This is a genomic window from Flagellimonas sp. (assembly GCF_965601775.1).
GTDB lineage: Bacteria > Bacteroidota > Bacteroidia > Flavobacteriales > Flavobacteriaceae > Flagellimonas.
The window spans coordinates 964,909-990,155 of sequence record NZ_OZ271837.1; the positions used below are offsets into that span (position 1 = coordinate 964,909).

A 25,247-nucleotide genomic window follows, 5' to 3' on the forward strand; every position below is an offset into this window, starting at 1 on the left:
TGGCAAAAAAAATGAAAAACCCTTTTAAGGAATTGGAAGCCTCTCTTAAAGAGGTGCCGCCTGGAATGAAAAAGAAGGTAATGAACGACATTGCCACGGCCAAGCTCATTATGGATATGGGCGCCTTGTTCTCATTCAACATTGGCTCTGCATTGCGTAGACTCTTTAAAACTTTTGGAAATAACGGATAACACTACTAAAACGATACAGATGGAAACAATAAACGAATGGAAAGATTTGACCTTTAACTCCCTCATTACCATGGGAAGGGATATCGCTTCGGCCTTGCCTAAAATTATTGGCGCCCTGATTATTTTATTGATTGGATGGATTGTGACCAAAATTATCCTTTTTGTGCTGGGCAAGATTTTGAAGCTGGCCAAAGTGGATACTTTGAGCGAGAAAATCAACGAAATGGACCTGTTTGGAAAAGGAGGGTTCACCTTTGACATTGCCAAGATTATATTGGGCTTTGTAAAATGGCTGTTGCTTTTGGTTTTTCTGATTGTTGCTGCGGATATTTTGAGCTGGGAAATCATCTCTACGGAAATTGGAAATTTACTTCGCTATCTTCCTCGATTATTTAGTGCATTGGCATTGATGATGATAGGCTTATATGTCGGTAATTTTGTCAAAACCACGGTAAAAAAACTGTTTGATAGTTTGGAGTTTGCAGGTTCCAATGTGGTTAGCAATCTGTTGTTCTACATCATCGTTATTTTTATTTCCATCACTGCTTTGAACCAAGCAGGTGTTGATACCACTATAATAACCAATAACATTACCCTGATTTTGGGTGCCTTCCTTTTGGCCTTTGCTTTAGGTTTGGGACTAGGTTCACGGGACATCATCACAGATTTGCTGCGCTCTTTTTATACGCGTAGAACTTATGCTGTTGGGGATAAAATTGTTATTGGCAAACATTCAGGTACAGTGGAAGCTATTGAAAACAACAGTTTGACTTTGGTAACTAAATCTGGGAAATACGTTATTCCCATTAAGGATGTGACTTCTTCCCAAGTAGAAATCAAGGACTAAGGATAAATGACATAACAAGTCGTTAATTGGTCATGTTACTTCCTTGGAATTTGATTAATTTTGAAACTTTCAATAGTTAAAGAATGAGTTCAAAAAAAGGAAAGGTCAATGATTTGATCCAAGAAAAGTTACTGGAAGAACGAAAAGTGTTTCTATGGGGAATGGTGGATGATGATTCAGCGAAACATGTAGTGGACCGGTTGTTGTATTTGGATTCGCAAAGTCATGACGAAATTCAATTGATTATCAATAGTCCAGGTGGTTATGTTACCTCTGGGTTTACCATGTACGACACCATTAAGCAAATTAAAAGCCCGGTATCCACAATATGTTCAGGATTGGCTGCTTCAATGGGCTCTATCTTGCTTTCGGTAGGGGAAAAGGGAAGGAGATTTATCCAACCCCATGCCCGAGTAATGATTCACCAACCTAGTGGCGGTGCTCAGGGACAAGCGTCCAATATTGAAATTCAAGCCAGGGAAATCATAAAAACCAAGGAAATTGGTGCCCGAATTTTAGCGGAAAATTGTGGGCAGGATTTTGAGAAAGTAATGAAAGATTTTGACCGTGACTATTGGATGGATGCTGAGGAATCCGTAGCCTATGGAATAGTTGACGGGATACTGGAATAATTGACAGTATCATAAAAGGGAAAAAGTCCTTCGTAAAAATTACGAAGGACTTTCTGCATATATATGGACGCCGAAGCGGAATATTTACTATATCTACGGCAACAACAATGCCGAAAGATTCTAAGATTATGTTAAAGTGTTAAAATCGCTCAGGGTGGGCGATGACTTCTTGGGCTCTTTCTTTGTATGATGCCATTTCTTCAGCATTTTTCTTCTTTAAAAGATTGAGCATCATGGACATTCTTTGGTTGTTTTGAAAGTAATCCTTCTTTTCATCCAAAAAGTTCCAGTACAAAGCATTGAACGGACAGGCACTCTCCCCAGTTTTCTCAGCAGGTTTATAATGGCAGTTTTTGCAGTAGTTCCCCATTTTATTAATGTAGTTTGCACTGCTCACGTAGGGTTTGGTAGCTACTATCCCGCCATCCGCAAACTGACTCATTCCACGCGTATTGGTAATCTCTACCCATTCAATGGCGTCGATGTACACTCCAAGATACCACTGGTCCACTTCATCCGGATGGGTTTGAGTCAAGAGTGCATAATTTCCAATAATCATTAGCCGCTGGATATGATGTGCGTAAGCTTCATCCAAACTTTGGCCTATAGACTGTTTCAAACAATTCATTTTAGTGTCACCAGTCCAAAAGAAATCCGGTAGAGGATTGTGGTTCTGGAGTTCATTTAAGGAAGCATATTCTGGCATTTTCATCCAATATATCCCTCGCATATATTCTCTCCAGCCTAAAATCTGACGCACAAAACCCTCTACTTGTGAGATATGGATGTCCGTTTCATTTCCATAGAAGTGTTCCAAAACTTTATTGATTACCCTTTTAGGTGAAATCATCTTACTGTTCATTGCAAATGACAATCGCGAATGGAATAGAAACTTTTCGTCTGTATGAAAGGCATCTTGATAATCCCCAAAATGTATGAGCAAATGGTTACAGAAATAATCCAATAACTCCTCGCATTCCTGCTCAGAAGTGGGCCAATTGAAACTATCGGCATCAATATTTCCGAAGGTTTGAATGTTAGCTTCATCAATTTCATCTAAAAGAGCAGTTACATTTTTGGAAAAGTTGAGTTCCTCGGGAATGGGAGGGGAACCTGTCCATTTTTTGCGATTGCTGTGGTCAAAGTTCCATTTGCCCCCATCGGGCTGACCGTTTACCATCATGATGTCATGTTTCTTTCTCATCATGCGATAAAAACTCTCTAGGATTAGCTGCTTCTTCCCTTCAAAAAAGTCGCGTAGCTCATAACGTGAAGTGTAAAAGTGCTCTGTACTATATGCCTTGGAGGTGATATCCAGAGATTCACAAATTTCCGTGAGCTGCTTATCCAATCGGAATTCATCGGGAAATTGATACTCGAATTTTTCAATTTGTAATTCAGAAATCTGCTGTTTTATGACATTCTCCAAGTTCTGTGGGTTGGAAGCATCATTTATTTTTAAGTAAACCACTTGATGCCCTTTCCCTTTTAAAGAATCAGAAAAATTACGCATCGCTAGAAAAAATCCAACCACTTTTTGAATATGGTGCTTCACATAATCCGTCTCCTGGCGCATTTCGGCCATGAGATAAATCACATCGTCATTTGTCTCGGCAAACCAACTATGTTGCAAGTTCAACTGATCCCCTAAAACCAAACGAAGTGTCTTCATAGATTTAAAATAAGGTTTCCTGTAGCCATAGATTTTGAAATTTTCCTTTGGAATCGTACATATCGGCCTGTCGTTTTATATTGAATTTTCGGTCACGTGGGTCGTTACCAACGCCACTATTGTACATCCAATTACCCCAGTTGCTGTGCACATCGTAATCGAGTAGCATGGATTCGAAATAAGCGGCCCCGATGCGCCAATCCTGTTTTAGTTCCTTGGCCCAAAAACTGGCTACGTTTTGCCGCCCCCGGTTGCTCATCCATCCGGTTTGTCTCAATTCTTTCATATTGGCATTCACAAAAGGTTCTGAAGTAGTTCCTTCTATCCAAGATTTCAAATGATGTTCGTCGGACTTCCAGGAATAGTCTTTTTGTAAAATTCCTCCAAGCTTAAAAATGTGATTGCCATGTTTTAGGGAGACATACTTAAAATAATCCCGCCATATTAATTCGAAAACCAACCAATAGGTGTCTTGGTTTTTCTTGATTTCCTTCTCAAATTTTTTCACTTCCCAATAAATGGTTTTCGCAGAAATACTTCCGTTGGCCAACCAAGGTGAAAATTTGGAGCTATAATCCGTTCCCACCAATCCATTTCTGGTTTTTTTGTAATACGCCAATTTCTGGGTGTCCCAAAAGTAATGTTGAAGTCTATTTAAGGCTTCGTTTTCTCCTCCTTTAAAAGGAAAGGCACTTTTTGGGTCTATTTCAAAGTCATCCAATCCTAAATCTTTTAAGGTTGGGATTTTAGTCTGGTTTTCGACCAGATTTGTTTTGGGCAGTGGACTTGGCTTTGAAACTATGGGTCTTACTGCCGCCTCTTTTTCGCAGCGTTTTCTGAATTGTGTGAAAACATTGGGGATGCTATGAAACGAAGGATATGGGAGGTCATCGGGATGAAACAAAAACTGGTCAAAAGATTCTATAATTTGGACCCCTGGAGCCAAGTTGGATTTGACTTTATTCAAAATCGACGTTTCTTCAGCGGTCCATTCCTTTTGTTTAAAAATCTGATGGATACTGTACTTGTTGACTAAATCAGGCAATACGGTCTCAGGTCGGTCATGAAATACCAAAAGAGGGATATGGATTGTCTGTAAATTTACCTTAAGCTCAGATACAGTTTCGATAAGAAATCGAGCCCGGAACCGTTCCGTTTTTTTGAATCCAAAGGAATCCCTTGTGTAGTATCTTGGGTCAAAAAAGTAGACAGCCAATACATTATCCCCTTGCATTGCATTGGAAAGGCTTTGATTGTCATTCACTCTTAAATCATTCCCAAACCATATTAAATTGTTCATCTCATTTGTGGTTTCTGCAGCGTTGACTGCAATATTTTACGGATTCCCAGTTTTGTTCCCATTTTTTTCGCCAGCTAAAAGGTTTACCGCAGACCAAACATATTTTAGTGGGAAGATTCACTTTCTTGTGTGCCATGCAAGATGGATTTTGGGGTTTCATTGGGCTTTGCGTAGGAAAGGCGGTCTATAATTAGGGGTTTGGCATAGCCATCCAATCCTACAATGGAAACTATATTGGCCTCATCCAACTTGCCCCACTGGTCGTTCAATAAGATGGATTCTTCTATATGGATGTGTTCTATAGCACCAACCATGAGTAGACAACCGTTCTCTTCAATTTGGTACTCGTTTATGTAGCGACATCCTATTTGAATAGGACTTTCCATCACAAAAGGCGCTTCAAAACCATCTCTATATTTTTCGGTCAATCCCGTTTTGGCAAACTCAGATTCGTTCTCTGAATATTTAGCGGCAGTGGCATGGGCTGCTTGATATATTTTTTCAGAAACGGCGTTTATGGTGTACGTTGAGGTCGATTTTATGTTATTGTATGTATGGCGTTCGACAGTCAGTGGTCTTAAAATGAAACCCAACAAAGGAGGATTACTCCCTAAATGGACTACTGAGTTAAAGATAGCTACATTGGATAGTCTGTTTTCACCGCACGTGGCAATTAGATTTGCCGATTTAAAACCCGAAATGGTGTTGAGAAGATTCGCTCGTTGTCGAGACGGAAGGCTTGAAATATGGTCTGAATTAAAGTATTTCATAGTTTGTTTAACAAAAATAGGAAAATGATAAACAAAAATAAGATAAATGTTTCCTCAAGAGTACTGTAAAGAATTGATACGGGTCAAATTCCTTACTTTAGTAGTCCAACTTAATTTTTACCTCAAGTCACTTAATGGTACAGACTTCAAAAAACATGGCCATCATCGGCTCGGGATTGGTGGGTTCCCTTTTGGCCATTTATCTTAAAAAACAAGGACATAGCGTAACAGTTTTTGACCGAAGACCGGATATTCGAACGGTGGAATTTTCTGGAAGGTCCATCAATTTGGCCATGAGCAATAGGGGTTGGAGAGCCTTGCGCCAGGTTGGCCTTGAGGAAACCATAAAACAAATTGCCATTCCCATGGACAAAAGGGCGATGCATGTAGTGGATAAGCCCATGTACTTTCAGCCCTATGGCAAAGAAGGGGAAGCCATTTGGTCCATTTCAAGGGGAATTTTGAACCGAAAGATGATAGACCTTGCTGAAAAAGCGGGAGCTACGTTTCGTTTTGAGGAAAAGGTTTGGGATGTCAATCTTCCCGAAGCTAAAATCTATACTGGGGAATCTGAAAAAAGTGAATGGAAAGAATACGGTTTTGATATGATTTTTGGTTGTGATGGGGCCTTTTCACGGGTACGTCACAAAATGCAGCGTAGAAGTCGATTCGATTATTCCCAGCATTTTATAGATGTCGGATACAAAGAGCTGACGATTCCGCCCAATGAAGATGGCTCCCATAAGTTGGACAAGAACTCCTTCCATATATGGCCGCGTGGTAAATTTATGCTGATTGCCCTTCCCAATTTGGATGGCAGTTTTACCTGTACCTTGTTTTTGCCTTTTGAAGGAGAGGTATCTTTTGAGAATATCAACACCGAAAAGGATGCCAAGCAGTTCTTTAAGACCTATTTTCCCAATGTTCGGAAGGAAATAGAAAACTTAACCAGTGACTTTTTCAAAAATCCAACCAGTGCCATGGTGACCATGAAATGCTATCCTTGGACGTATTGGAATAAAGTTGCCCTGGTAGGTGACTCAGCGCATGCTATTGTTCCCTTCTACGGGCAAGGTATGAATGCTGGTTTTGAAGATATCTTTGTCTTGAATGAATTGATTGGAAAGTATGGTGACAATTGGGATACCATTTTTGAGAAGTACCAAGAACAACGGAAACCTAACGCAGATGCTATTGCGGAGCTGAGCTACCGAAACTTTATGGAAATGAGCAGCAAAACAGCCGACCCCAAGTTTTTGTTGCAAAAAAAGATAGAAAAACGGTTTGCTGAGAAACATCCAGACAAATGGATACCTGTCTACAGTCGGGTTACTTTCTCTGACCGACCCTACTCAGAGGCTCTGGAAATTGGAGATAGGCAGGAGGCCATCATGAAGAAAATCATGGAATTACCCGATATTGAAGGTGAATGGGATTCAGAATTTGTCTCACAGAGTATATTAACACTATTATCTGGCAACTAACCTTTCTTTCTTCGCATCTCAGATTTCCGCATGGGCATGGAATCTACCAAATCAAAAATAACTTGGGGTTCTACAACAAAGGGACGTTGTAGTTTGATACCCCCATCTTTGCCAATAAGCAGTATGCCTTCAAAGTTATTTGTAATCTCTAGAGGTTTTAGGTCTTTATTGTTGGGAGCTTTTTCTAAAACTAGAATATTACGCTCTTGAAGTTGCTTTTCGGTTTCCTTCAAAAGTTTGAGCTGCTCTGGATTAGTTTTCCTGCTAACTAAAATAATCAACCGATTTTTCCAGCGATATTCTGAAAGGTCTTGTCCGAAGGTGGAGAGACTTGCCATACAAAATAGAATGAAAAATAGTTGTCGCATAAAGTAAAATAACTAAAAAAGCCACTCATAGAGTGGCTTTTTTTTAAAGGAAAAGAAATCCTTTATATTTTTTCAAAAAGCTGTTGCATTTTGTCTTGCTCCTCTTCAGCTAGTAAAGGATCTACCAGAATCCTTCCGCTATGTTCGTCGGTAATGATTTTTTTGCGGGAAGCAATCTCAACCTGTACCTGTGGAGGGATAGTAAAGAATGATCCTCCAGATGCACCTCGTTCTACGGGTACCACGGCCAATCCATTTTTTACATTGTGTCTGATTCTTTTATAGGCTTGAACCAAACGCTCCTCTATTTTTTCCTCAAATTCTTCGGATTTCTTTAAAAGCGCTTTTTCCTCTTTTTCGGTTTCCGCCAAAATAGCATCCAATTCCCCTTTTTTGTGCTTTAAGTGATTTTCACGCTCATTGAGTTTCTCCTTTGTTTCAGAAACTACTTCTTTCTTTTGCTCGATTTGCGCCTTGAACTCTTTGATATTCTTTTCAGCCAATTGAATTTCCAATTCTTGGAACTCAATTTCTTTGCTCAAGGAATTGAATTCACGGCTATTGCGAACATTCTTTTGTTGTTCCGCATATTTTTTCATCAAAGCTTTAGACTCTTCGATGAGATTTTTCTTGGCCGCAATTTCAAAGTTGATGGTTTCAACATCCGTTTTCAACTTATCCATTCGGGTTTTAAGGCCCAATACTTCATCCTCCAAATCTTGCACTTCCAAAGGAAGCTCACCTCTTACATTTCGTATTTCATCTACTCTGGAGTCTATTAACTGTAAGTCGTATAAAGCTCTTAGTTTCTCCTCAACAGAGATGCTTTCATTCTTTTTCGCCATATATTATAAATACTTGATGGGATTTGTTACACTTTCCGATAACGCGACTGCAAAACTAGGAATTTTTTCGGTAAGATAATCAACCAAAAGATTTTTTGTAAACTGCTCAGATTCAAAGTGTCCGATATCGGCAAGAACAATCTTTTTTTCTGCCTCAAAGAATTGGTGATATTTCAAATCTGCGGTAAGAAAAATGTCCGCTTTTGCTTTTTTGGCGGCTCCTATGGCAAAACCTCCACTTCCACCTAAAACCGCTACTTTTTTTACCTTTTTTTGGAGAAGTTCGGAATGACGGATGCAGGGAATGTTCATTTTTTGCTTTACCTCGTGAAGAAAGTCTTCTACTTCCATTTCTTTTTCCAAGGTGCCTATCATACCCATGCCTAAATAAGCGCTGGTATTTTCCATGGCGTAGATTTCATAAGCCACCTCCTCGTATGGATGGTTTTGTAATAGCGTTTGAATGACTTGCTTTTCTTTTTCAAATGAGAAGACCACATTGATTTGCTCTTCTTTTTCGAAATGGGTTTGACCTACTTCGCCAACAGAAGGGTTGGCCCCGTCCTCTGCTTTAAAACTGCCTGTACCCCTAACATTAAAACTACAATGGCTATATTTCCCAATGTCTCCCGCTCCCACAGCAAACAATGCTTCCCTCAGCATTTTGGCCTCTTTTTCGGGAACATAGGTGGTTAACTTCTTAAGCGTTTCCTTCTTTGGAATGAGAATTTGTGGGTTTTGGATTTCCAATACCTCGCAAATTTTCGCATTCACACCAAAAGGATTGTTGTCTAAAGCCGTGTGTATGCTATAAATGGCAATCTGATTTTCAATGGCCTTGATAACCGCCCTTTCCACATAATTTGCCCCAGTAAGTCGTTTAAGACCTTTAAAAATTATAGGATGAAAGCTTACAATGAGGTTGTGTCCTTTTTCAATCGCCTCATCCACTACATTTTCCAAGGTATCCAAAGTGACCAAAATCCCGGTCACTTCAGTTTCTGGATTACCGACCAACAGTCCCACATTGTCAAAATCCTCGGCATGGGCCAACGGTGCAAACTCTTCCAGTATCTGGGCTACCTCCTGTATTTTCATAGGAAAATTAAAATTTAGCTAAAGATAAAATATATATTTTCGCCATATGTGGCGCTTCCTAAGAATCCTGGCTTTTCCCATATCCCTTATCTATGCTTTTGTAGTCTATCTCAGAAATCGATTTTATGATTGGGGTTGGTTATCCTCAAAAAGTTATGAGGTTCAGACTATCTGTGTAGGCAATCTGAGTGTGGGCGGTACAGGTAAAACGCCCATGATAGAATATCTTATCCGACTTTTGAACGGAAAGAAGTTGGCAGTTCTGAGCAGGGGCTATAAACGAATATCAGAGGGATTTGTGCTTGCTGATTCGAAAAGTTCCATTGCGGATTTAGGCGATGAGCCTTTTCAGATATATCAAAAATTTCCTGAGACCCAAGTCGCGGTAGATACCAATAGGCAAAATGGAATCCAAAACCTGATGGAACTATACAACCCAGAAATGATCCTTTTGGATGATGCTTTTCAGCATCGCAAGGTGACCCCCACTTTTTCCATATTGTTGACCACCTATTCCAAGCTATACGTAGATGACTGGTACCTTCCCACAGGAAATTTAAGAGATAGTAAGAAGGAATCCAGAAGGGCTAACATCATTGTTGTGACCAAATGTCCGGCAAATATTTCATCAAAAGAAAGGACTGAAATTACTGCCAAACTGAAACCTAAAGAAAATCAAGCAATCTTATTTAGTTGGTTTGTGTATGATGATTTTGCGAGACATGGTTCTGGAAAGCAGGTGGACTGGAATCACTTTGTGGACAAATCAGTTGCTGTGGTGACAGGAATAGCTATGCCAGAACCTTTTATTGGATTTTTGGAATCTAAAGGAGTAAAATTTCAGCACTTGAAGTTTGGGGACCATCACTATTTTACACCAAACGAAATTGAAAAGTTTAGCACTTATGATGTGGTATTGACCACGGAAAAGGATTTTGTGCGTTTGGAAGGGGCCTTGACTGAATTATTTTATGTGGAAATAGCACATCGTTTTTCAGAAGAGGACAAAGCGATTTTAAAGAATAAGATTGATGCTTTGAATTAGACGACTCCGCCCGTCTTTTTTCTAAAGATGTTTTCGCCAATTTTTTGATAGAAAACTTCCGGCTTGAAGGGTTTAGTTACCACATCGTTACAGCCTGCTTGGTAAAAACTGTCCAAGCTGTCATCCAGAGAAATTGCTGTGAGGGCGATAATCGGAATCTCCATATCAAATTTTCGAATTTGTCGGGTAGCCTCCTCACCACTGATGCCCGGCATATGGATATCCATCAAAATGGCATCATAGGTATTGGCCTTGGCCAAGTCTATAGCCTCATTTCCATTGTTGGCAATGTCGCAGGTGATTTCTTTTTTGTTCAACATTTTTTTGGTGATGACCTGGTTGATTTTGTTGTCTTCCACCACTAAAACATGTAAGCCTTTAAAATTGAATTCTTCCGGGCTTAATTCAAATGCAATTTCATCAATGGCATCTGTGTCATGCTTTAAGTTCATTTCAAAAAAGAAGGAACTACCGTGTCCCACTTCGCTTTCCAAATGAATTTTACTATCAAACAATCCTAAAAGGCTTTTAACAATAGTAAGTCCGAGGCCCGTTCCGCCATACTCCCTATTAATTTGTACCGAACCTTGTTCAAAACTGTCAAAAATGTTCATTTGCTGTTCCTCGGAAATACCAATTCCATTGTCCTTAACCTCGAAATAGAGGGTGACTTGGTCCTCCTCTTTTCTTAGCATTTTGGCAATAACCTCTACCTTACCTTCTTTGGTGAATTTCAGGGCGTTTCCGACCAGATTCATAAAAATCTGTGAGATTTTTAGTGGGTCACCCAATAATTGTTTGGGAATATTGGAGTCGTAGTCAAGGACAAGTTTGGTATTGTTTTCATTGGCGTTTGGTTGCAAGGAGTCCACCACATCGGTAAGCACTTTTTCCAATTTAAACTCAATATTTAACGGCTCCAATTTGTCCGCGTCAATTTTATTGATTTGGAGAATATCGTTAATGAAGTTCAACAGGTAATCCCCGGAAAACTTCAAGGACTTCAAATGCTCTTTCTGATGGTCTGCTGGATTTTCTTCCAGCAGCAAATGGGTAAGTCCGGTTACAGCGTATAACGGTGTTCGCAACTCATGGGTAACCGTAGAAAGAAAGTTCGTTTTGGCTTCCATAGCAGAAACCGCAGCATCCCTTGCCAACTCCAACTCCTTGTTTTTGGTGTAAAGCAAATCGTTGGTCTTTAATTTGATTTGGTTATTTCTAAAAAGGGATACGGCCAAGAGCGAGATAATCGTCAAAAAGGCAGAGGTCAGAATAGCGGTAATCTCTGAACGGTTTTTGGACTCACTCAATTCTTCATTTTTGGCAGTCAACTTGTTAATTTCATTCATTTGATGGTCGAAACGAATTTTATCAGCGGTTGATGCCTCTAGTTTTACCTTGTCAATATTGAAGAGGGAATCCTTGATTTGTTCCAAATTCTTTCGATACAATAGCGACTCCTCGTATGCTCCGGTTTTCTCATAGATAGCGGAAAGCAGCTCGTTTGAGGTCTTTATTTCTTTGAAATACCCGTGCTTTTGGGATAGTTCCAAAGCTGCTTTGGAATGAATTATTCCATCCTCCAAATCATTTTGGATTTGGCTTATTTTGGCCAATTGGATGTTTGCCTTTGTGGCCAGGAATGGTCTTTCCTTATCGTCAGAATTGACAATCAAAGCATTCAAATTGGTGATGGCCTCCTCATACTTTTCAATATTGGTGAAAATATAGCCCTCCAGCAACAAAATATTGTTCCCTAAGTTTCTATTGTTGCTCAAGGTTCGTGATTCCTCCAGCAGTTTTAAAGATTGAAAATTGTTTCCTTCATCGAAACGGATACAGGCTTCCAAATATTTATGAAATGCCTCCCCAAAGGGATAGGAAAGGTCTTTTAACAAAATACTGGCCCGATCCCAGTAGAAAAGTGCGGTTTCCCTATCTCCTTCTTCCAAATAAATGCGCGAGTATTGGTGATAGGTATCCAACAATAATTTGGCATCTTCATTGTTCTCTGCTATTTCTGAAGCTCTATTAAGGGTTTCGAGGGCTTTGTCCATGCGATTTTGGTGACGATACACCAGAAAATCATCAAAAATCGTCTGTACTTGAGAGGTGGAGCTTATATCATTTTGGGCCGTTCCCAGTTGGGTGCACAAGAATATGCACAGCAAAATAAGAATTTTACCGCCTAGGCGATTGTGGGTTGAGCTCAAAATCAAACGTAGTTCTTCCTTATAAATAAATCTATAACATCAATAATTCTGGAACAATAACCAGTTTCATTATCGTACCATCCTATTATCTTCACCATCTTTCCAATAACGGAGGTCATCAAAGAATCAAACGTACAAGAATAACAACTATTGTTTATATCGATGGAAACCAGAGGGTCTTCCGTGTATTTCAGTACATCTTTTAAATCTTGATTTGCCCGTTGTTTGAAGGTTTGGTTAACTTCTAAAATGGAGGTTTCCCGTTTAACATTGAACGTAATGTCCGTTAATGAACCATTTGGCACAGGTACTCGAATACCACAACCTCCAATTACATCGGACAAATTAGGGAAAATTTTGGTAAGCGCTTTGGCGGCCCCAGTTGTAGTCGGAATTATAGACTGGGAAGCCGCTCTGGAACGTCTTAAATCCCTATGCGGCTGGTCATGGAGGCTTTGGTCCGACGTATAGGAATGCACCGTGGTGATGTAGGCTTGGTCAATACCACAAAGTTCTTCGATTACCTTAATCATGGGAGCAGCGTTGTTGGTAGTACAGGATGCATTGGAAATAATATCATCATCTACAGTAAGGATATCCTCATTCACACCCATGACAACCATCTTGATGGTGTCGTCCATTGGGGGCACCGCAAGAATTACCTTTTTTGCCCCATTTTCGGTATGATGCTGTAAATCTTCCCTTGATTTGAACTTTCCAGTGGACTCGATGACGATATCTACACCATAATCTTGCCAAGGGAGGGCACTGGGATGTTCATGGTTAAGTACCTTAAATGAATTATCACCTACATAAACCCTAGTATCTTTTGAGGATATTTCGCAATCCAAGGTACCGTGTATGCTATCATATTTTAGGAGGTGGGCCAGGGTAGGGGCATCCGCTAAATCGTTGACTACAGCTACCTGAATATCAGGTCTTTTTTCCAATAACCGAAAAAGAGTTCGACCTATGCGTCCGAAACCGTTTATCCCTATCGTGATTTGTTTCATACAATGAAAAGAACAAAAAGAGGATTGAAATTAATCGATGTGCTTGTGCGCTTTGTAGGAAGAACGTACCAAGGCTCCACTTTCCACATGTCGGAAGCCCATTTCCAAACCGATTTCCTCATATTTTTTGAATTGTTCGGGTAGAATAAACTCTTTAACGGGCAAGTGTTTTTTTGAAGGTTGCAAATACTGACCAATGGTCACAACATCCACATCAACACTCCTCAGGTCTTCCATAGTGCGAATGACCTCATCTTCCAACTCACCCAATCCAAGCATTATTCCTGACTTTGTTCTTCTGGCTCCATTTTTTTTCAAATAATCCAAAACACCAAGACTTCTATCATATTTGGCCTGGATTCGCACTTCTCTGGTCAACCTACGCACCGTTTCCATATTATGGGATATCACTTCTGGGGCTACTTCCAAGATTCTATCCAAATGGATTTCAATGCCTTGAAAGTCCGGAATAAGGGTCTCCAAGGTCGTATTCGGATTCATACGTCGAATGGCTTTCACCGTTTCGGCCCAAATAATGGAACCCATATCCTTAAGATCGTCTCGGTCTACGGAAGTAACAACCGCATGCTTTATGTTCATTATTTTAATGGAACGCGCCACTTTTTCCGGCTCTGCCCAATCCACACTTTCCGGTCTTCCCGTTTTTACACCGCAAAAACCACAGGAACGGGTACAGATATTCCCTAAAATCATAAAGGTAGCCGTTCCCTCACCCCAACATTCGCCCATGTTTGGACAACTTCCAGAGGTACAGATGGTATGAAGGTCATATTTATCCACAAGCCCTCTAAGCTGCGTGTATTTCTTCCCAGTGGGAAGCTTAACTCGAAGCCATTTGGGTTTTCCTTTGGGTGGTGCAACGCTTTCAGCCGTTGTGGTGCTCATATCAATTTTTTAGAGGTACAAAGATACGAAACTGAGCAAGGATAGTAAACCCGTGGTGGGACCTACTTCTTTTTGATGATTTCGGCCAATAACTTCTTGGCTCTTAGCAGCTTAACCTTAATGTTATTTACAGGTTCATCGAGTTCTTTGGCTATATCTGCATAGCTCAACTCGTTAAAGTATCTCAGGTTGATTACTTTTTGGTAATGGGGTTTTAATTTTTTGATGTCCTGTAGGAGACTCGCCAGATTTTGTTCTATGATGAGTTGGTCTTCAACTGAAGGGGTCTCATCCAAAACACGATTAACAGCCTCCCCGTGGGTATCCATTTCCTCAAGGAGCGTTCTGTTTCTCTTCCGAATTAAATCGACATGGAGGTTTTTGGAAATGGTAATCAACCAAGTACGAAACTCGAAATCTTCATTGTAGGTTTCAATCTTATCAAAAGCGTTGGAGAAAGTACGGATGGTGATGTCCTCCGCATCATTTTCATTTTTGGTTCGAAGTAATTGAAATCCATATACATCGTTCCAAAAAGTATCTAGAAGAAAACTGAAAGCAATTTGGTTTCCCTGTTTTGCTCGTTGAATGTTTTCCTTGATGGAATCTGTCTTATTCAATACATTGTTAAAATGAAGGTGTGCAGATAGCAATACCTTTAATGGGCTTCAACTACAGAATCCTTTTTACAGTCTTGCTCGCTAGGTAATTTTCCACAATAACCACAAGCTTCACCTTCTTTGTTCAAAAAGGGACTTTGACTGGCACAGGTGCCTGCAAATTTTCCGTCTTTTTTGGACCATATTTTAATGGCTATTCCAGCAAATGCAATTCCAAGAAGGCCAATAGTGAGTAAAACTAATTCCATAGTGAAATTTTACACAAAACTACAAAATACTGCAGTATTTGGAATGCTGTTTAAGGGAACTTTAAACAAGTCGGCTTAATACATTATGTTGGCTACGATGTTCTGTACGGAAGGGCTTGTATTTCCACCCTCCGGCTCCACTGTAATGTAGCCTATGCCGTTTTCAGCATAAGGAATGGCCAAAAGTTTATCCTTGTCATCAAATTGTTTGATGACCCCAAGATTTACCAATTCACCATTAACTTCAGCCCACATTTGAAAACATTTGTTTTCGGGGAGTTGGGGTACATTGCTAACGTTGATGTAGGAAAGCTTTTTTACGGGGTTGATATAGGCAATCGCCTTAAGCTCCTTACCCTCTTTTTTTCCTTTAACCGAGTACTTCTTGGTGTCGGGATTGTTCAATACGATAAACTGGTTTCGAACATCTTCCAATTGGTTTTTCATGTTCTCTTCCAAATATTGTATTTTGTTATTAACCAGGGTGTTTTCCTGTTGAAGGGTTTTGTTTTGGTCCCAAAAGAAGAGCGCGGACCCAGCAAGTACCAAAATTGCTACGCTTGCTGCCACGGCATAGCGCCATAAACGTATATGGGTTACCTTCTCTTTCTTGGTGCTGTGCAAAATGATTTCTTTTAGCCCTACCGGAGTTTTTCGTGCATAGAGCTTCGCAAATGCCTCCAAATTGTCTTGAAGTTCGTTGTAAGTCTTTCGAACCTCAGGATACATGGCAATATAACGTTCGGCCTGGGAAGCTTCCTCTTTAGTGACATCACCAATCAGGTATTTTTCCAGAATATCCGAATCTAAAAATGATTGTATTTTTTCTTTCATGGCAAAATGTTTAACAAAAGGAGCAGAGTTGTTGATACTTTATATAGCTTCCCAAGTTCTCTAAGGCCTATTTTTAATCGCGACTTTATGGTTCCCAAAGGAATGTCCAATTCTTCGCTGGCTTCCTGCTGGGTCATCCCTTGAAAAAATAGGGCTTCAAGAACTATTTGGTATTTGGGCTCAATCTTTTCCAGGTTATCCTGCATGTCTAAAACATCGGGCCTAATACCTTCCACTCCAACCTTATATACGTCTGAAACGTCTATTTGGACTTCTTTGTCCATTTTATTGTTGATACTACGTAGTTTGTCTATAGCCGTATTTCTGGTAATTCGAAAAAGCCAGGTGAAGAGTTTAGCTTTCGCCGAATCATAAGTGTCGGCCTTTTTCCAGATTTTGATAAAGCTTTCCTGCAAAATATCCTGGGCCAAATCATCATCCTTGACCACTTTGTGGGCCACACCATAAAGTGTGTCACCATAATGTTCATATAATAATCCAATGGCCTTGTCATCCTTTTCAGCAAGAAGGGTAACAATATGTTTTTCGATTAGTGAGCTCATTCCAGGGTGCTAAGGTAAAATTTATCGGGGGCGAAGTCTAAAAATACGTTTTACTCCGTATATAAGACAACGCTAAAATATAAAAAGGAATACTCCTAGGCGTTGACTTTGAAAATACAGTGTGATAAAACACTCTTTATATTAAGTTTTTGGTTAGTTTGGTTTGGTATAACCCCTGTAATTCATAGCAATGCGGGGGTTATCTTATTATATTGACCTCTGGGGTTATCACCACATTGAATTTTTTCTTGACCGTATCCTGAATACTTGTTGCCAAATCTAAAATTTCTTTTCCAGAAGCATTGCCATAATTGACCAACACCAAAGCCTGTTTTTCGTGAACTCCGGCATCGCCCACACGTTTGCCCTTAAAACCACATTGCTCAATTAACCATCCAGCGGGTATCTTTATCTCGCTGCTGGATATGGGATATGATGGGATGTTTGGATAGCTTTTTTTCAATTTCTCAAAGAGCTTTTTGGAAACTATAGGATTCTTGAAGAAGCTTCCACTGTTTCCAATTTCATTAGGGTCCGGTAGTTTGCTCCTTCGGATGGCAATCACCGCTTTTGAAACATCTTGGATGGTGGGGTATACAATCCCCATCTCTTTGAGTTCATTCTCAATGGCACCATAATTTGTGTTCAACTGATGGTTCTTCTTGGTTAATCGAAGATGCACTGAGGTGATGATGTATTTTCCTTTGGCTTTGTTCTTAAAAATGGAATCCCGGTATCCAAACTGACATCTTTCCGTATCAAATTCAACCAACTCGCGAGAAGCTATTTCCATAGCGGTACAGCACTTAAATACATCTTTTAGCTCCACGCCGTATGCCCCAATATTTTGAATCGGAGCAGTCCCAGTGTTACCTGGAATTAGGGAAAGATTTTCCAAACCGCCATAGTTGTGGTCCAAACTCCAAAGCACAAGATGGTGCCAGTTTTCACCAGCCATAACCTTCAGTACTACATCCGAATCCGTCTCTTTTTCAATTGAAATGCCCTTCAGATTAATGAAAATGACCAATGCTTTAATATCCTGCGTAAGAAGAATATTGCTTCCGCCACTCAAAATGAATTTTTCTGGATAGGCCTTAAGCTCCAATACTTTTTGAAGTTGTAGCAAGCTGGTCACCTCAACAAAGAATTTGGCTTTAACATCAATACCAAAGGTATTGTAGTCCTTTAAGGATATGTTTTCCTGAATTTTCACTGTGAAGAATATACTTTCAAACCTTCATTTAAGATAGAAACTGCTTTTAGAAGCTGTTCCTTTTCCAAAACGTAGGCAATTCGAATTTGATTTTTTCCCAATCCTTCAGTGGCATAAAAGCCTGCGGCAGGTGCCACCATTACGGTATTTCCATCCACTTCAAAACTTTCCAAAAGCCATTGGGCAAAATCATCTGCATCGCTAATGGGCAATTCAGCTACACAATAAAAGGCTCCCTTGGGCAGGGCTACCTTAACCCCATCAATTTTTTGAAGTTCCGCTACCAAAGTGTTCCTTCTTTCCACATATTCATCAATAACATCATCAAAATACGCTTGTGGGGTATCCAAAGCGGCTTCACTAGCTATCTGGGCGAAGGTGGGAGGTGACAATCTTGCTTGGGCAAATTTTAATGCGGCTTCAATTACATCGCTGTTTTTTGATACCAAACAACCAATTCGGGCACCACACATGCTGTACCTTTTGGAAACGGAGTCCACAACAATGGCATGCTCTTCAAAATCGGGAATTTGAAGTATAGAATAATGTTCTGTTCCATCATATGTAAATTCTCGATAGACTTCGTCCGCGACCAAGAAAAGATTGTGTTTTTTTGCTAATTCGGCCAGTTGTTGTATTTCTTCCCGAGTATACAAGTAACCCGTAGGATTACCCGGGTTACAGATAAGGATTGCCTTGGTTTTTGGTGTAATTCGCTTCTCAAATTCGGAAATTGGGGGCAAAGCAAAGTTGTTTTCCAGTTTGGAGACTATAGGAACCACCTTAACTCCGGATGCAGTGGCAAAACCGTTGTAGTTGGCATAAAAAGGTTCAGGAATAATAATTTCATCCTCTGGGTCCATAATGGTTCCCATGGCAAATGATAAGGCCTCTGACCCTCCCGTGGTAACTATGATATCCTTATGTGAAACTGTGATATCATTTCGTTCGTAGTATTTGGCAATTTTTGTTCTATAGGTTTCAGACCCTTCGGTCATGCTATATGCAAGCACTTCGATGGTGTTGTTTTTAATAGCTTCCAGTGCCACTGCTGGCGTTTTAATATCGGGTTGCCCAATATTTAAGTGAATTACGTGTGTACCTCTTTTTTTGGCTGCCTCCGCGTAGGGAACCAATTTTCGAATTGGGGAGGCGGGCATATTGCTACCCTTTTTGGAAATTACGGGCATTCGTTAAATTTTTAAGCAAAAATGGGAAAACCAAGGCATGGAAACAACCAAAACCTTAAATATTTAAGCGGTTATAGGAATGTTAAATAAAGGTTATAATTGGCCGTTTTTTCCTATTTTTAAAATACACAACCTTTTAAAAGTAAACGACTTGAAGGATTTCAAACTATTTTTTACTGGTATTCTGTTCTGCCTTTCCACAGGGATTATGGCTCAGGGATTTCGTTTGCCACCGAATCAAAAATATCAGAAAATCAAGTTTGAATTGATCAATAATTTGATGCTTATTCCTGTTGAAATCAACGGGTCCAAACTCACTTTTGTATTGGATTCGGGGGTAAGCAAACCCATTCTTTTCAATCTGGCGGATCAAGATTCCGTACAGGCCAATAATGTAAGTGAAGTGACCATTCGTGGGCTTGGAGACGGTGAACCCTTGAAGGCTTTGAGCTCTATTGGAAATGCTTTCAAAATCGGTAAGGCAAAGAATTACAATCAGCATATGTATGTTGTATTGGACAAGGGCATCAACTTTTCAACTTCTTTAGGAGTACCCGTTCATGGCATTTTGGGCTATGATTTGTTTCGGGATTTCATTGTGGAGATTAATTATGCTGCAAAAAGTATCAAATTGCATAATCCGGAATTGTATAGTGACAAACCGGATAAAAAATCACAGACTTTACCACTCTCTATCCGTGGCAAAAAGGCCTATGTTGAGGCCACTGTGTTGACTGAAGATTCCAAAAACGTTCCGGTAAAACTGCTGGTGGACACAGGTAGTAGTGATGCTCTCTGGTTGTTTCATCTCCCTGAGAAAGGACTACATGTGCCCGAGAAACACTATGAAGATTATTTAGGCAGGGGACTAAGTGGGGATATTTTTGGAAAACGTTCTAAGGTAAATGGTATTCGTATAGGGGATTTTGAGTTGAAAGATGCGAAAGCAGCCTTTCCATACAAAGAAGCTATAGGATTTTTGAAAAATATGGGGGACCGTAGTGGAAGTTTAGGTGGTGAAATTCTACGTCGTTTCAATATCGTTTTTGACTATTCAAGAGGAACGGTCAAGTTGAAGAAAAACGGAAATTTCAAGACCCCTTTTCAATATAATTTAGCCGGTATAGAACTACAGCACAATGGATTACGATATATTGCTGAGAGTATAGCGAATGCAAATGGCGTTGTTCAGCAAAAAGATGGGTCTTTCGGGGACGTCCAGATTTTGTTTGAAAATAGGGCTCGATTGAGCTTAGTTCCAGAAATAGTGGTCTCTTCCATTAGGGCTGGTAGCCCTGCAGCTGAAGCTGGTTTGAAAGAGGGTGACATTATCCTCGCAGTTAATGGGAAGAAAATATATCGATACAAGCTTCAGGAAATTTTAAAAATGCTGAACGAAAAGGAAGGAAAACGCATTCGGGTGTTGATAGAACGTTATAATCGAGACTTGCTTTTCACCTTCGTCCTGAAAAAAGTATTTTAATAAAAAAGCCCCTGATTTTTCAGGGGCTCTTCTTTTTTTTATTCTAATCTTTATTTTGCACCTTCGGCCTTAACGTTCCCTTTGATCTTAAGAACTTTTGTAGGTGTATCAGCGTTCGACGTTACCGTAATAGCTTTTCGGATAGGTCCAACACGCTTTGTGTCATATTTTACTTGAATCTCACCAGTTTTTCCCGGCATAATAGGTCCTTCTGGTTTTTTAGGGATAGTACATCCGCAACTGGATTTAACATCACTAATTACCAACGGAGCAGTACCAGTATTGGTAAACTCAAAAACTCGGACACCATCGCTACCTTTGGCTATTTCACCATAATCGATGGTCTCGCTCTTAAACTCGATTTTAGCAGTTGCATCCTGGGCATAAACCCCTAAGGATAACAACCCTACAAATAACATGAGTACAGTTTTTTTCATCATTTCTAGTTTTGGGTGAATTTCAAATGTAAATGTTTTCCACCTGCATCCAAAATTCTTTTGTTATGTAATAACGTTACTTATTTTTGTTTCGTATTTCCGGATGGGCTTTCAGCCGAAGTATAGCATAAATTTAATACTGCAACTCCCAAATAAACCCCAATCCGGGTCAAATTTGTCAAAAACTATACCGAAAAATGGAGATTCCTTCAAAATATGACCCTCAAAAGGTAGAGGAACACTGGTATCAATACTGGATGGAGCACGATTTTTTTAGCTCAATACCTGATGAGAGAGAACCGTATACCATCGTAATTCCACCCCCAAACGTTACCGGGGTGTTGCATATGGGTCACATGTTGAACAATACTCTTCAAGATGTATTGATTCGTAGGGCCCGTCTAATGGGGAAGAACGCCTGCTGGGTACCCGGAGCAGACCATGCTGCCATAGCTACTGAAGCCAAAGTGGTGGCCAAATTAAAGGCAGAGGGAATTGAAAAATCTGATTTGACCCGAGAGCAGTTTTTGGAGCATGTTTGGGTTTGGACCAATGAATATGGCGGTGTAATCTTCGAACAACTCAAGAAATTGGGCTGCTCATTGGATTGGAAACGGAAAAAGTTCACTATGGATGACGATATGTCAGCTTCAGTGATCAAGGTTTTTGTGGATTTGTATGAAAAAGACCTGATTTATAGGGGATATCGTATGGTAAACTGGGACCCAGAGGCTAAAACCACGCTTTCTGACGAAGAAGTGATTTACGAAGAGCGCCAAGGGATGTTGTATTATCTATCCTATCCTATCGAAGGTTCTGATGAAAAAGTAACAATCGCTACCACACGTCCGGAAACCATTCTAGGGGATACCGCGATTTGCATTAACCCGAATGATGAAAGATATTCTCATTTAAGAGGAAAAAAAGCCATAGTTCCTATTTGTAACCGTGTTATTCCAATAATAGAGGATGAATATGTGGATATTGAGTTTGGTACAGGTTGCCTCAAAGTAACCCCAGCTCATGATGAAAATGATAAAAACCTAGGTGACAAACATGGATTAGAGGTGGTTGATATTTTTAATGAAGATGCCACACTAAATTCCTATGGACTTCATTATGAAGGGAAAGATCGTTTTGTGGTACGTAAGGAAATTGCCAAGGAACTTGAAGAAAAAGGTTTTTTGGTGAAAACGGAGCAACACATTAACAAAGTTGGCACTTCGGAACGTACCAAAGCCGTAATTGAACCTCGATTATCGGACCAGTGGTTCCTTAAAATGGAAGGTTTGGCCAAACCTGCCTTGGAAAGTGTTCTAAAGACCGGCGAGGTAAAACTTCATCCGAAAAAATTTGAGAATACCTATCGCCATTGGATGGAAAACATCCGGGACTGGAATATTTCCAGACAATTATGGTGGGGTCAGCAGATACCCGCCTATTATTACGGCAATGGCAAAGAAGATTTTGTGGTTGCTGAAACTCCGGAAGAGGCCTTAAAAATGGCCCAATCCAAAAATCCAAAAATCCAAGAATCTGATTTAAAACAAGACCCAGATGCTTTGGATACTTGGTTCTCTTCTTGGCTATGGCCTATTAGCGTTTTTGGGGGTATTTTGGACCCAGACAATGAAGAAATCAACTATTATTACCCCACCAGCGACCTGATTACCGGTCCAGACATCCTGTTCTTTTGGGTGGCCAGAATGATTATTTCTGGTTATGAGTATCGCGGGAAACGCCCTTTTGAAAACGTATATCTTACCGGACTGGTGCGCGACAAGCAGCGTAGAAAAATGTCGAAATCCCTAGGGAATTCCCCGGATGCCTTAAAATTGATGGAGGATTTTGGTGCGGATGGGGTTCGAGTGGGCTTATTGTTGAGTTCCCCAGCGGGAAATGATTTGTTGTTTGATGAAGCTTTATGTCAGCAAGGAAAAAACTTTGCCAATAAAATTTGGAACGCTTTCCGATTGGTTAAAGGATGGGAAGTTGCCGAATTGGAACAACCAGAATCGGCCAAAATTGGTGTAGAATGGTACGAAGCGAAATTCAATCAAACTTTAGCTGAAGTGGATGACCATTTTTCAAAATACCGAATTTCCGACGCCCTTATGGCCATCTATAAATTGGTATGGGATGATTTCTGCTCTTGGTTGTTGGAAATCGTAAAACCTGCGTACCAAAAACCAATAGACAAAAAGACCTATGACGCAGTAATCCACTGGTTTGAGGAAAATTTAAAGTTACTGCATCCGTTTATGCCCTTTTTGACGGAAGAAGTATGGCAACATATTGCGACAAGAACGCCTCAAGAGGCATTGGTAGTTTCCAATTGGCCCAAAACCAGTTCAAACAAGCCTGAATTGATAGAGGCCTTTGATTTTGCTTCTGAAGTGATTTCTGGTATTCGGACCATTCGTAAGGAAAAGAATATTCCACAAAAAGAACCTTTGGAGCTTTCAGTTTTAAACAGCGAAGGAACTGGGGGTTCCATGGATACCATTATTGTAAAATTGGGTAACATATCGGCCCTGGAAATGGTTGATTCAGGTTTGGAAGGCGCTTTGAGCTTTCGGGTAAAGAGCAATGAATATTTTGTTCCGATTGGTGGAGCTATTGATGTTGAAGCCGAAATCAAGAAGATTACTGAGGAATTGAATTATACCAAAGGATTTTTGCAGTCGGTACAGAAAAAATTGGGCAATGAGCGATTTGTAAACAATGCCCCTGAAAAAGTGGTGGCCATTGAGCGCAAAAAAGCAGCAGATGCAGAAGCTAAAATAGAAACTTTGGAAAAGAGTTTGGCCAGTTTAGGGTAAGAAGACATTTTCCTGAAAATCAAATAACCACCTACCCAATGAAAAAAATAAATAGAAGAAGTTTTGTAAAAAAAACGACACTCTCTTCGGCAGCCATTGGCGCTTGGTCCATTCTTCCTGAATATCTAAGAGCCTCAGAAAGTAAACCTATGCAATCTAGCTATATGGGAGGTTTTGCCGCCCCAAAGTTGGAAAAAGTTAGGGCTGCATTTATTGGAGTAGGAGCAAGGGGGGGCACGCATGTCAAGTTTTTTGCATCCTTACCGGGAACCGAAGTTGCTGCCATTTGCGATGTGTATGAGGATTTGGTAAAAGAAAAAACCGCTTGGGTAGAGGACGTTGCAGGAAAAAGTGCAGCAAATAAGGTGGCTCAATACTCCGGGGATAAAGACAAATGGAAGTTGATGTTGGAAGAAGTTCGTCCAGATGTGGTCTTTATAGCCACCAATTGGTCGAATCATGCACCGATGGCCATAGAATCTATGGAACAGGGAGCGCATGCCTTGGTTGAAGTTCCGATAGCAGTTACCCTAAATGAAATGTGGGACATTGTGGACACTTCCGAACGTACCCAAAAGCATTGCATGATGCTGGAAAACGTCAACTACGGTCGTGAAGAACTCATGTTTTTGAATATGTGTCGACAAGGGGTAATCGGCGAGATTCTGCATGGAGAGGCTGCCTATATTCATGAGTTGCGCTGGCAAATGGAAGAGCAGGAGCGGGGAACTGGCTCATGGCGCACCCATCATTACGCACGAAGAAATGGGAATCTATACCCAACGCATGGGTTAGGACCAGTCGCGCAATACATGAACTTAGCTAGGACGGAAGACAATTTTGGGAGTATAGTATCATTCTCCACACCATCCATAGGACGAAAATCGTATGCTGAAAAAAACTATCCGCAGGACCACAAATGGAATAAACTGGAGTATAAAGGAGGGGATTTAAACACTTCCATCATAAAGACAAGTTTGGGAAGAACCATCATGGTACAATGGGACGAAACAAGCCCCAGGCCATATAGTAGGCTGAATTTAATCCAAGGAAGCAAGGGAGCTTTGGCTGATTTTCCACCTCGGGTTGCCCTTGAAGGCGGTGTAGAGGGATTGACCGAGGACCACCATACTTGGGTGGAAGGAGATCAACTGAAGAGCATCTATGAAAAATATGATCATCCTCTATACAAACGCTTGAACGATACCACCAAAGACAGTGGACACGGTGGGATGGATGGTATTATGGTCTATCGTATTGTAGAATGTTTACAAAATGGAATCCCTCTGGACCAAAATGTGTACGAAGGCTGTTTTTGGAGTGCAGTGGCCCCATTGAGTGAACGTTCAGTAGCCAGCGGAGGAGCACCTCAACATTTTCCAGATTTTACCCGTGGGGAATGGAGAAATACAAGTCCTTTGAAAATTATTTCTTGATTTTTTATCATAAA

General features: G+C 40.4%; 25 protein-coding genes. 8 read left to right on the forward strand and 17 right to left on the reverse strand.

Annotated elements, in window-relative coordinates:
• Positions 1 to 11 precede the first annotated feature (11 nt).
• From ACSLUF_RS04630 to ACSLUF_RS04640, 3 genes are all read left to right on the forward strand, one after another.
• The gene (locus ACSLUF_RS04630) at positions 12 to 191 is read left to right on the forward strand and encodes a hypothetical protein (RefSeq protein ID WP_435624964.1); all 180 of its coding nucleotides are present in this window, start codon (positions 12 to 14) and stop codon (positions 189 to 191) included.
• A 19-nt stretch (positions 192 to 210) separates the two neighbouring features.
• Positions 211 to 1,038, forward strand: a complete 828-nt coding sequence (locus ACSLUF_RS04635) for a mechanosensitive ion channel family protein (protein ID WP_435624965.1) — start codon at positions 211 to 213, stop codon at positions 1,036 to 1,038.
• An 83-nt stretch (positions 1,039 to 1,121) separates the two neighbouring features.
• Positions 1,122 to 1,670 carry a ClpP family protease gene (locus ACSLUF_RS04640; RefSeq protein ID WP_435624966.1) on the forward strand — a complete coding sequence of 183 codons (549 nt, stop codon included), beginning with the start codon at positions 1,122 to 1,124 and terminating at the stop codon, positions 1,668 to 1,670.
• A gap of 139 nt (positions 1,671 to 1,809) precedes the next feature.
• Here ACSLUF_RS04640 and ACSLUF_RS04645 read toward each other — a convergent pair whose 3' ends face one another.
• The 4 genes from ACSLUF_RS04645 to ACSLUF_RS04660 are packed head-to-tail and all read right to left on the reverse strand — an operon-like array spanning position 1,810 to position 5,412.
• A complete protein-coding gene (locus ACSLUF_RS04645; RefSeq protein ID WP_435624967.1) occupies positions 1,810 to 3,342 on the reverse strand; it encodes a cryptochrome/photolyase family protein in 1,533 nt (510 codons plus the stop codon).
• Between the two features lie 4 nt (positions 3,343 to 3,346).
• Complete coding sequence (locus ACSLUF_RS04650) at positions 3,347 to 4,642, reverse strand: DASH family cryptochrome (RefSeq protein ID WP_435624968.1); 1,296 nt, start codon at positions 4,640 to 4,642, stop codon at positions 3,347 to 3,349.
• 1 nt (position 4,643) lies between these two features.
• The gene (locus ACSLUF_RS04655; protein ID WP_435624969.1) at positions 4,644 to 4,778 is read right to left on the reverse strand and encodes a DUF2256 domain-containing protein; all 135 of its coding nucleotides are present in this window, start codon (positions 4,776 to 4,778) and stop codon (positions 4,644 to 4,646) included.
• Complete coding sequence (locus tag ACSLUF_RS04660) at positions 4,747 to 5,412, reverse strand: flavin reductase family protein (RefSeq protein WP_435624970.1); 666 nt, start codon at positions 5,410 to 5,412, stop codon at positions 4,747 to 4,749. The genes ACSLUF_RS04655 and ACSLUF_RS04660 overlap by 32 nt, the downstream gene beginning before the upstream one ends.
• 134 nt (positions 5,413 to 5,546) lie before the next feature.
• Here ACSLUF_RS04660 and ACSLUF_RS04665 point away from each other — a divergent pair, with 134 nt between their 5' ends.
• Positions 5,547 to 6,896 (forward strand): FAD-dependent oxidoreductase, encoded by a 1,350-nt coding sequence (locus tag ACSLUF_RS04665; protein ID WP_435624971.1) that lies wholly within the window; start codon positions 5,547 to 5,549, stop codon positions 6,894 to 6,896.
• Here ACSLUF_RS04665 and ACSLUF_RS04670 read toward each other — a convergent pair.
• From ACSLUF_RS04670 to ACSLUF_RS04680, 3 genes are all read right to left on the reverse strand, one after another.
• A complete protein-coding gene (locus tag ACSLUF_RS04670; RefSeq protein ID WP_435624972.1) occupies positions 6,893 to 7,234 on the reverse strand; it encodes a DUF4174 domain-containing protein in 342 nt (113 codons plus the stop codon). The genes ACSLUF_RS04665 and ACSLUF_RS04670 overlap by 4 nt on opposite strands.
• Before the next feature lie 92 nt (positions 7,235 to 7,326).
• Positions 7,327 to 8,109: a zinc ribbon domain-containing protein gene (locus ACSLUF_RS04675; protein WP_435624973.1), complete on the reverse strand. Its 783-nt coding sequence runs from the start codon at positions 8,107 to 8,109 to the stop codon at positions 7,327 to 7,329.
• Between the two features lie 3 nt (positions 8,110 to 8,112).
• Positions 8,113 to 9,207: a Nif3-like dinuclear metal center hexameric protein gene (locus tag ACSLUF_RS04680; RefSeq protein WP_435624974.1), complete on the reverse strand. Its 1,095-nt coding sequence runs from the start codon at positions 9,205 to 9,207 to the stop codon at positions 8,113 to 8,115.
• A 46-nt stretch (positions 9,208 to 9,253) separates the two neighbouring features.
• On the opposite strand from ACSLUF_RS04680, the gene lpxK reads away from it, so the two are divergent.
• The gene (gene lpxK, locus ACSLUF_RS04685) at positions 9,254 to 10,252 is read left to right on the forward strand and encodes a tetraacyldisaccharide 4'-kinase (RefSeq protein WP_435624975.1); all 999 of its coding nucleotides are present in this window, start codon (positions 9,254 to 9,256) and stop codon (positions 10,250 to 10,252) included.
• On the opposite strand, the gene ACSLUF_RS04690 is transcribed toward lpxK, so the two are convergent.
• The 9 genes from ACSLUF_RS04690 to ACSLUF_RS04730 all read right to left on the reverse strand — a co-directional run bounded on the left by ACSLUF_RS04690 (position 10,249) and on the right by ACSLUF_RS04730 (position 19,055).
• A complete protein-coding gene (locus ACSLUF_RS04690) occupies positions 10,249 to 12,423 on the reverse strand; it encodes a response regulator (RefSeq protein WP_435624976.1) in 2,175 nt (724 codons plus the stop codon). The genes lpxK and ACSLUF_RS04690 overlap by 4 nt on opposite strands.
• Before the next feature lie 44 nt (positions 12,424 to 12,467).
• Positions 12,468 to 13,478 (reverse strand): type I glyceraldehyde-3-phosphate dehydrogenase, encoded by a 1,011-nt coding sequence (gene gap, locus ACSLUF_RS04695; RefSeq protein ID WP_435624977.1) that lies wholly within the window; start codon positions 13,476 to 13,478, stop codon positions 12,468 to 12,470.
• A gap of 30 nt (positions 13,479 to 13,508) precedes the next feature.
• Positions 13,509 to 14,384, reverse strand: a complete 876-nt coding sequence (lipA, locus tag ACSLUF_RS04700; protein WP_435624978.1) for a lipoyl synthase — start codon at positions 14,382 to 14,384, stop codon at positions 13,509 to 13,511.
• 62 nt (positions 14,385 to 14,446) lie between these two features.
• The gene (locus ACSLUF_RS04705) at positions 14,447 to 15,004 is read right to left on the reverse strand and encodes an RNA polymerase sigma factor (protein WP_435624979.1); all 558 of its coding nucleotides are present in this window, start codon (positions 15,002 to 15,004) and stop codon (positions 14,447 to 14,449) included.
• A gap of 38 nt (positions 15,005 to 15,042) precedes the next feature.
• A complete protein-coding gene (locus ACSLUF_RS04710; protein WP_435624980.1) occupies positions 15,043 to 15,252 on the reverse strand; it encodes a membrane or secreted protein in 210 nt (69 codons plus the stop codon).
• 75 nt (positions 15,253 to 15,327) lie between these two features.
• Positions 15,328 to 16,086 carry an anti-sigma factor domain-containing protein gene (locus ACSLUF_RS04715; RefSeq protein WP_435624981.1) on the reverse strand — a complete coding sequence of 253 codons (759 nt, stop codon included), beginning with the start codon at positions 16,084 to 16,086 and terminating at the stop codon, positions 15,328 to 15,330.
• Positions 16,083 to 16,649 carry an RNA polymerase sigma factor gene (locus ACSLUF_RS04720; RefSeq protein WP_435624982.1) on the reverse strand — a complete coding sequence of 189 codons (567 nt, stop codon included), beginning with the start codon at positions 16,647 to 16,649 and terminating at the stop codon, positions 16,083 to 16,085. Before ACSLUF_RS04720 ends, ACSLUF_RS04715 begins: the two co-directional genes overlap by 4 nt.
• Before the next feature lie 199 nt (positions 16,650 to 16,848).
• Positions 16,849 to 17,865, reverse strand: coding sequence for a UDP-N-acetylmuramate dehydrogenase (murB, locus tag ACSLUF_RS04725; RefSeq protein WP_435624983.1), 1,017 nt, complete (start codon positions 17,863 to 17,865; stop codon positions 16,849 to 16,851).
• Entirely contained in the window at positions 17,862 to 19,055 is a 1,194-nt protein-coding gene (locus ACSLUF_RS04730; protein ID WP_435624984.1) for a pyridoxal phosphate-dependent aminotransferase, read from the reverse strand. The genes murB and ACSLUF_RS04730 overlap by 4 nt, the downstream gene beginning before the upstream one ends.
• 151 nt (positions 19,056 to 19,206) lie before the next feature.
• On the opposite strand from ACSLUF_RS04730, the gene ACSLUF_RS04735 reads away from it, so the two are divergent.
• Positions 19,207 to 20,538, forward strand: coding sequence for an aspartyl protease family protein (locus ACSLUF_RS04735; protein ID WP_435624985.1), 1,332 nt, complete (start codon positions 19,207 to 19,209; stop codon positions 20,536 to 20,538).
• Positions 20,539 to 20,588: 50 nt separating this feature from the next.
• Here ACSLUF_RS04735 and ACSLUF_RS04740 read toward each other — a convergent pair whose 3' ends face one another.
• Complete coding sequence (locus tag ACSLUF_RS04740; RefSeq protein ID WP_435624986.1) at positions 20,589 to 20,978, reverse strand: DUF1573 domain-containing protein; 390 nt, start codon at positions 20,976 to 20,978, stop codon at positions 20,589 to 20,591.
• A 194-nt stretch (positions 20,979 to 21,172) separates the two neighbouring features.
• Between ACSLUF_RS04740 and ACSLUF_RS04745 the strand changes: the two genes are divergently transcribed.
• A complete protein-coding gene (locus ACSLUF_RS04745) occupies positions 21,173 to 23,797 on the forward strand; it encodes a valine--tRNA ligase (protein WP_435624987.1) in 2,625 nt (874 codons plus the stop codon).
• A 38-nt stretch (positions 23,798 to 23,835) separates the two neighbouring features.
• A complete protein-coding gene (locus ACSLUF_RS04750) occupies positions 23,836 to 25,233 on the forward strand; it encodes a Gfo/Idh/MocA family protein (protein WP_435624988.1) in 1,398 nt (465 codons plus the stop codon).
• Positions 25,234 to 25,247: the final 14 nt, after the last annotated feature.

Bases quoted from the DNA above. Each gene is read 5' to 3' on its own strand.
- ACSLUF_RS04680 (WP_435624974.1), bottom strand. From the start codon at position 9,207: ATGAAAATACAGGAGGTAGCCCAGATACTGGAAGAGTTTGCACCGTTG.
- ACSLUF_RS04670 (WP_435624972.1), bottom strand. From the start codon at position 7,234: ATGGCAAGTCTCTCCACCTTCGGACAAGACCTTTCAGAATATCGCTGG.
- ACSLUF_RS04730 (WP_435624984.1), bottom strand. From the start codon at position 19,055: ATGCCCGTAATTTCCAAAAAGGGTAGCAATATGCCCGCCTCCCCAATT.
- lipA (WP_435624978.1), bottom strand. From the start codon at position 14,384: ATGAGCACCACAACGGCTGAAAGCGTTGCACCACCCAAAGGAAAACCC.
- lpxK (WP_435624975.1), top strand. From the start codon at position 9,254: ATGTGGCGCTTCCTAAGAATCCTGGCTTTTCCCATATCCCTTATCTAT.
- ACSLUF_RS04675 (WP_435624973.1), bottom strand. From the start codon at position 8,109: ATGGCGAAAAAGAATGAAAGCATCTCTGTTGAGGAGAAACTAAGAGCT.
- ACSLUF_RS04750 (WP_435624988.1), top strand. From the start codon at position 23,836: ATGAAAAAAATAAATAGAAGAAGTTTTGTAAAAAAAACGACACTCTCT.
- ACSLUF_RS04665 (WP_435624971.1), top strand. From the start codon at position 5,547: ATGGTACAGACTTCAAAAAACATGGCCATCATCGGCTCGGGATTGGTG.
- ACSLUF_RS04715 (WP_435624981.1), bottom strand. From the start codon at position 16,086: ATGAAAGAAAAAATACAATCATTTTTAGATTCGGATATTCTGGAAAAA.
- gap (WP_435624977.1), bottom strand. From the start codon at position 13,478: ATGAAACAAATCACGATAGGGATAAACGGTTTCGGACGCATAGGTCGA.
- ACSLUF_RS04645 (WP_435624967.1), bottom strand. From the start codon at position 3,342: ATGAAGACACTTCGTTTGGTTTTAGGGGATCAGTTGAACTTGCAACAT.
- ACSLUF_RS04640 (WP_435624966.1), top strand. From the start codon at position 1,122: ATGAGTTCAAAAAAAGGAAAGGTCAATGATTTGATCCAAGAAAAGTTA.
- ACSLUF_RS04655 (WP_435624969.1), bottom strand. From the start codon at position 4,778: ATGGCACACAAGAAAGTGAATCTTCCCACTAAAATATGTTTGGTCTGC.
- ACSLUF_RS04710 (WP_435624980.1), bottom strand. From the start codon at position 15,252: ATGGAATTAGTTTTACTCACTATTGGCCTTCTTGGAATTGCATTTGCT.
- ACSLUF_RS04660 (WP_435624970.1), bottom strand. From the start codon at position 5,412: ATGAAATACTTTAATTCAGACCATATTTCAAGCCTTCCGTCTCGACAA.
- ACSLUF_RS04720 (WP_435624982.1), bottom strand. From the start codon at position 16,649: ATGAGCTCACTAATCGAAAAACATATTGTTACCCTTCTTGCTGAAAAG.
- ACSLUF_RS04630 (WP_435624964.1), top strand. From the start codon at position 12: ATGAAAAACCCTTTTAAGGAATTGGAAGCCTCTCTTAAAGAGGTGCCG.
- ACSLUF_RS04635 (WP_435624965.1), top strand. From the start codon at position 211: ATGGAAACAATAAACGAATGGAAAGATTTGACCTTTAACTCCCTCATT.
- ACSLUF_RS04740 (WP_435624986.1), bottom strand. From the start codon at position 20,978: ATGATGAAAAAAACTGTACTCATGTTATTTGTAGGGTTGTTATCCTTA.
- ACSLUF_RS04650 (WP_435624968.1), bottom strand. From the start codon at position 4,642: ATGAACAATTTAATATGGTTTGGGAATGATTTAAGAGTGAATGACAAT.
- ACSLUF_RS04745 (WP_435624987.1), top strand. From the start codon at position 21,173: ATGGAGATTCCTTCAAAATATGACCCTCAAAAGGTAGAGGAACACTGG.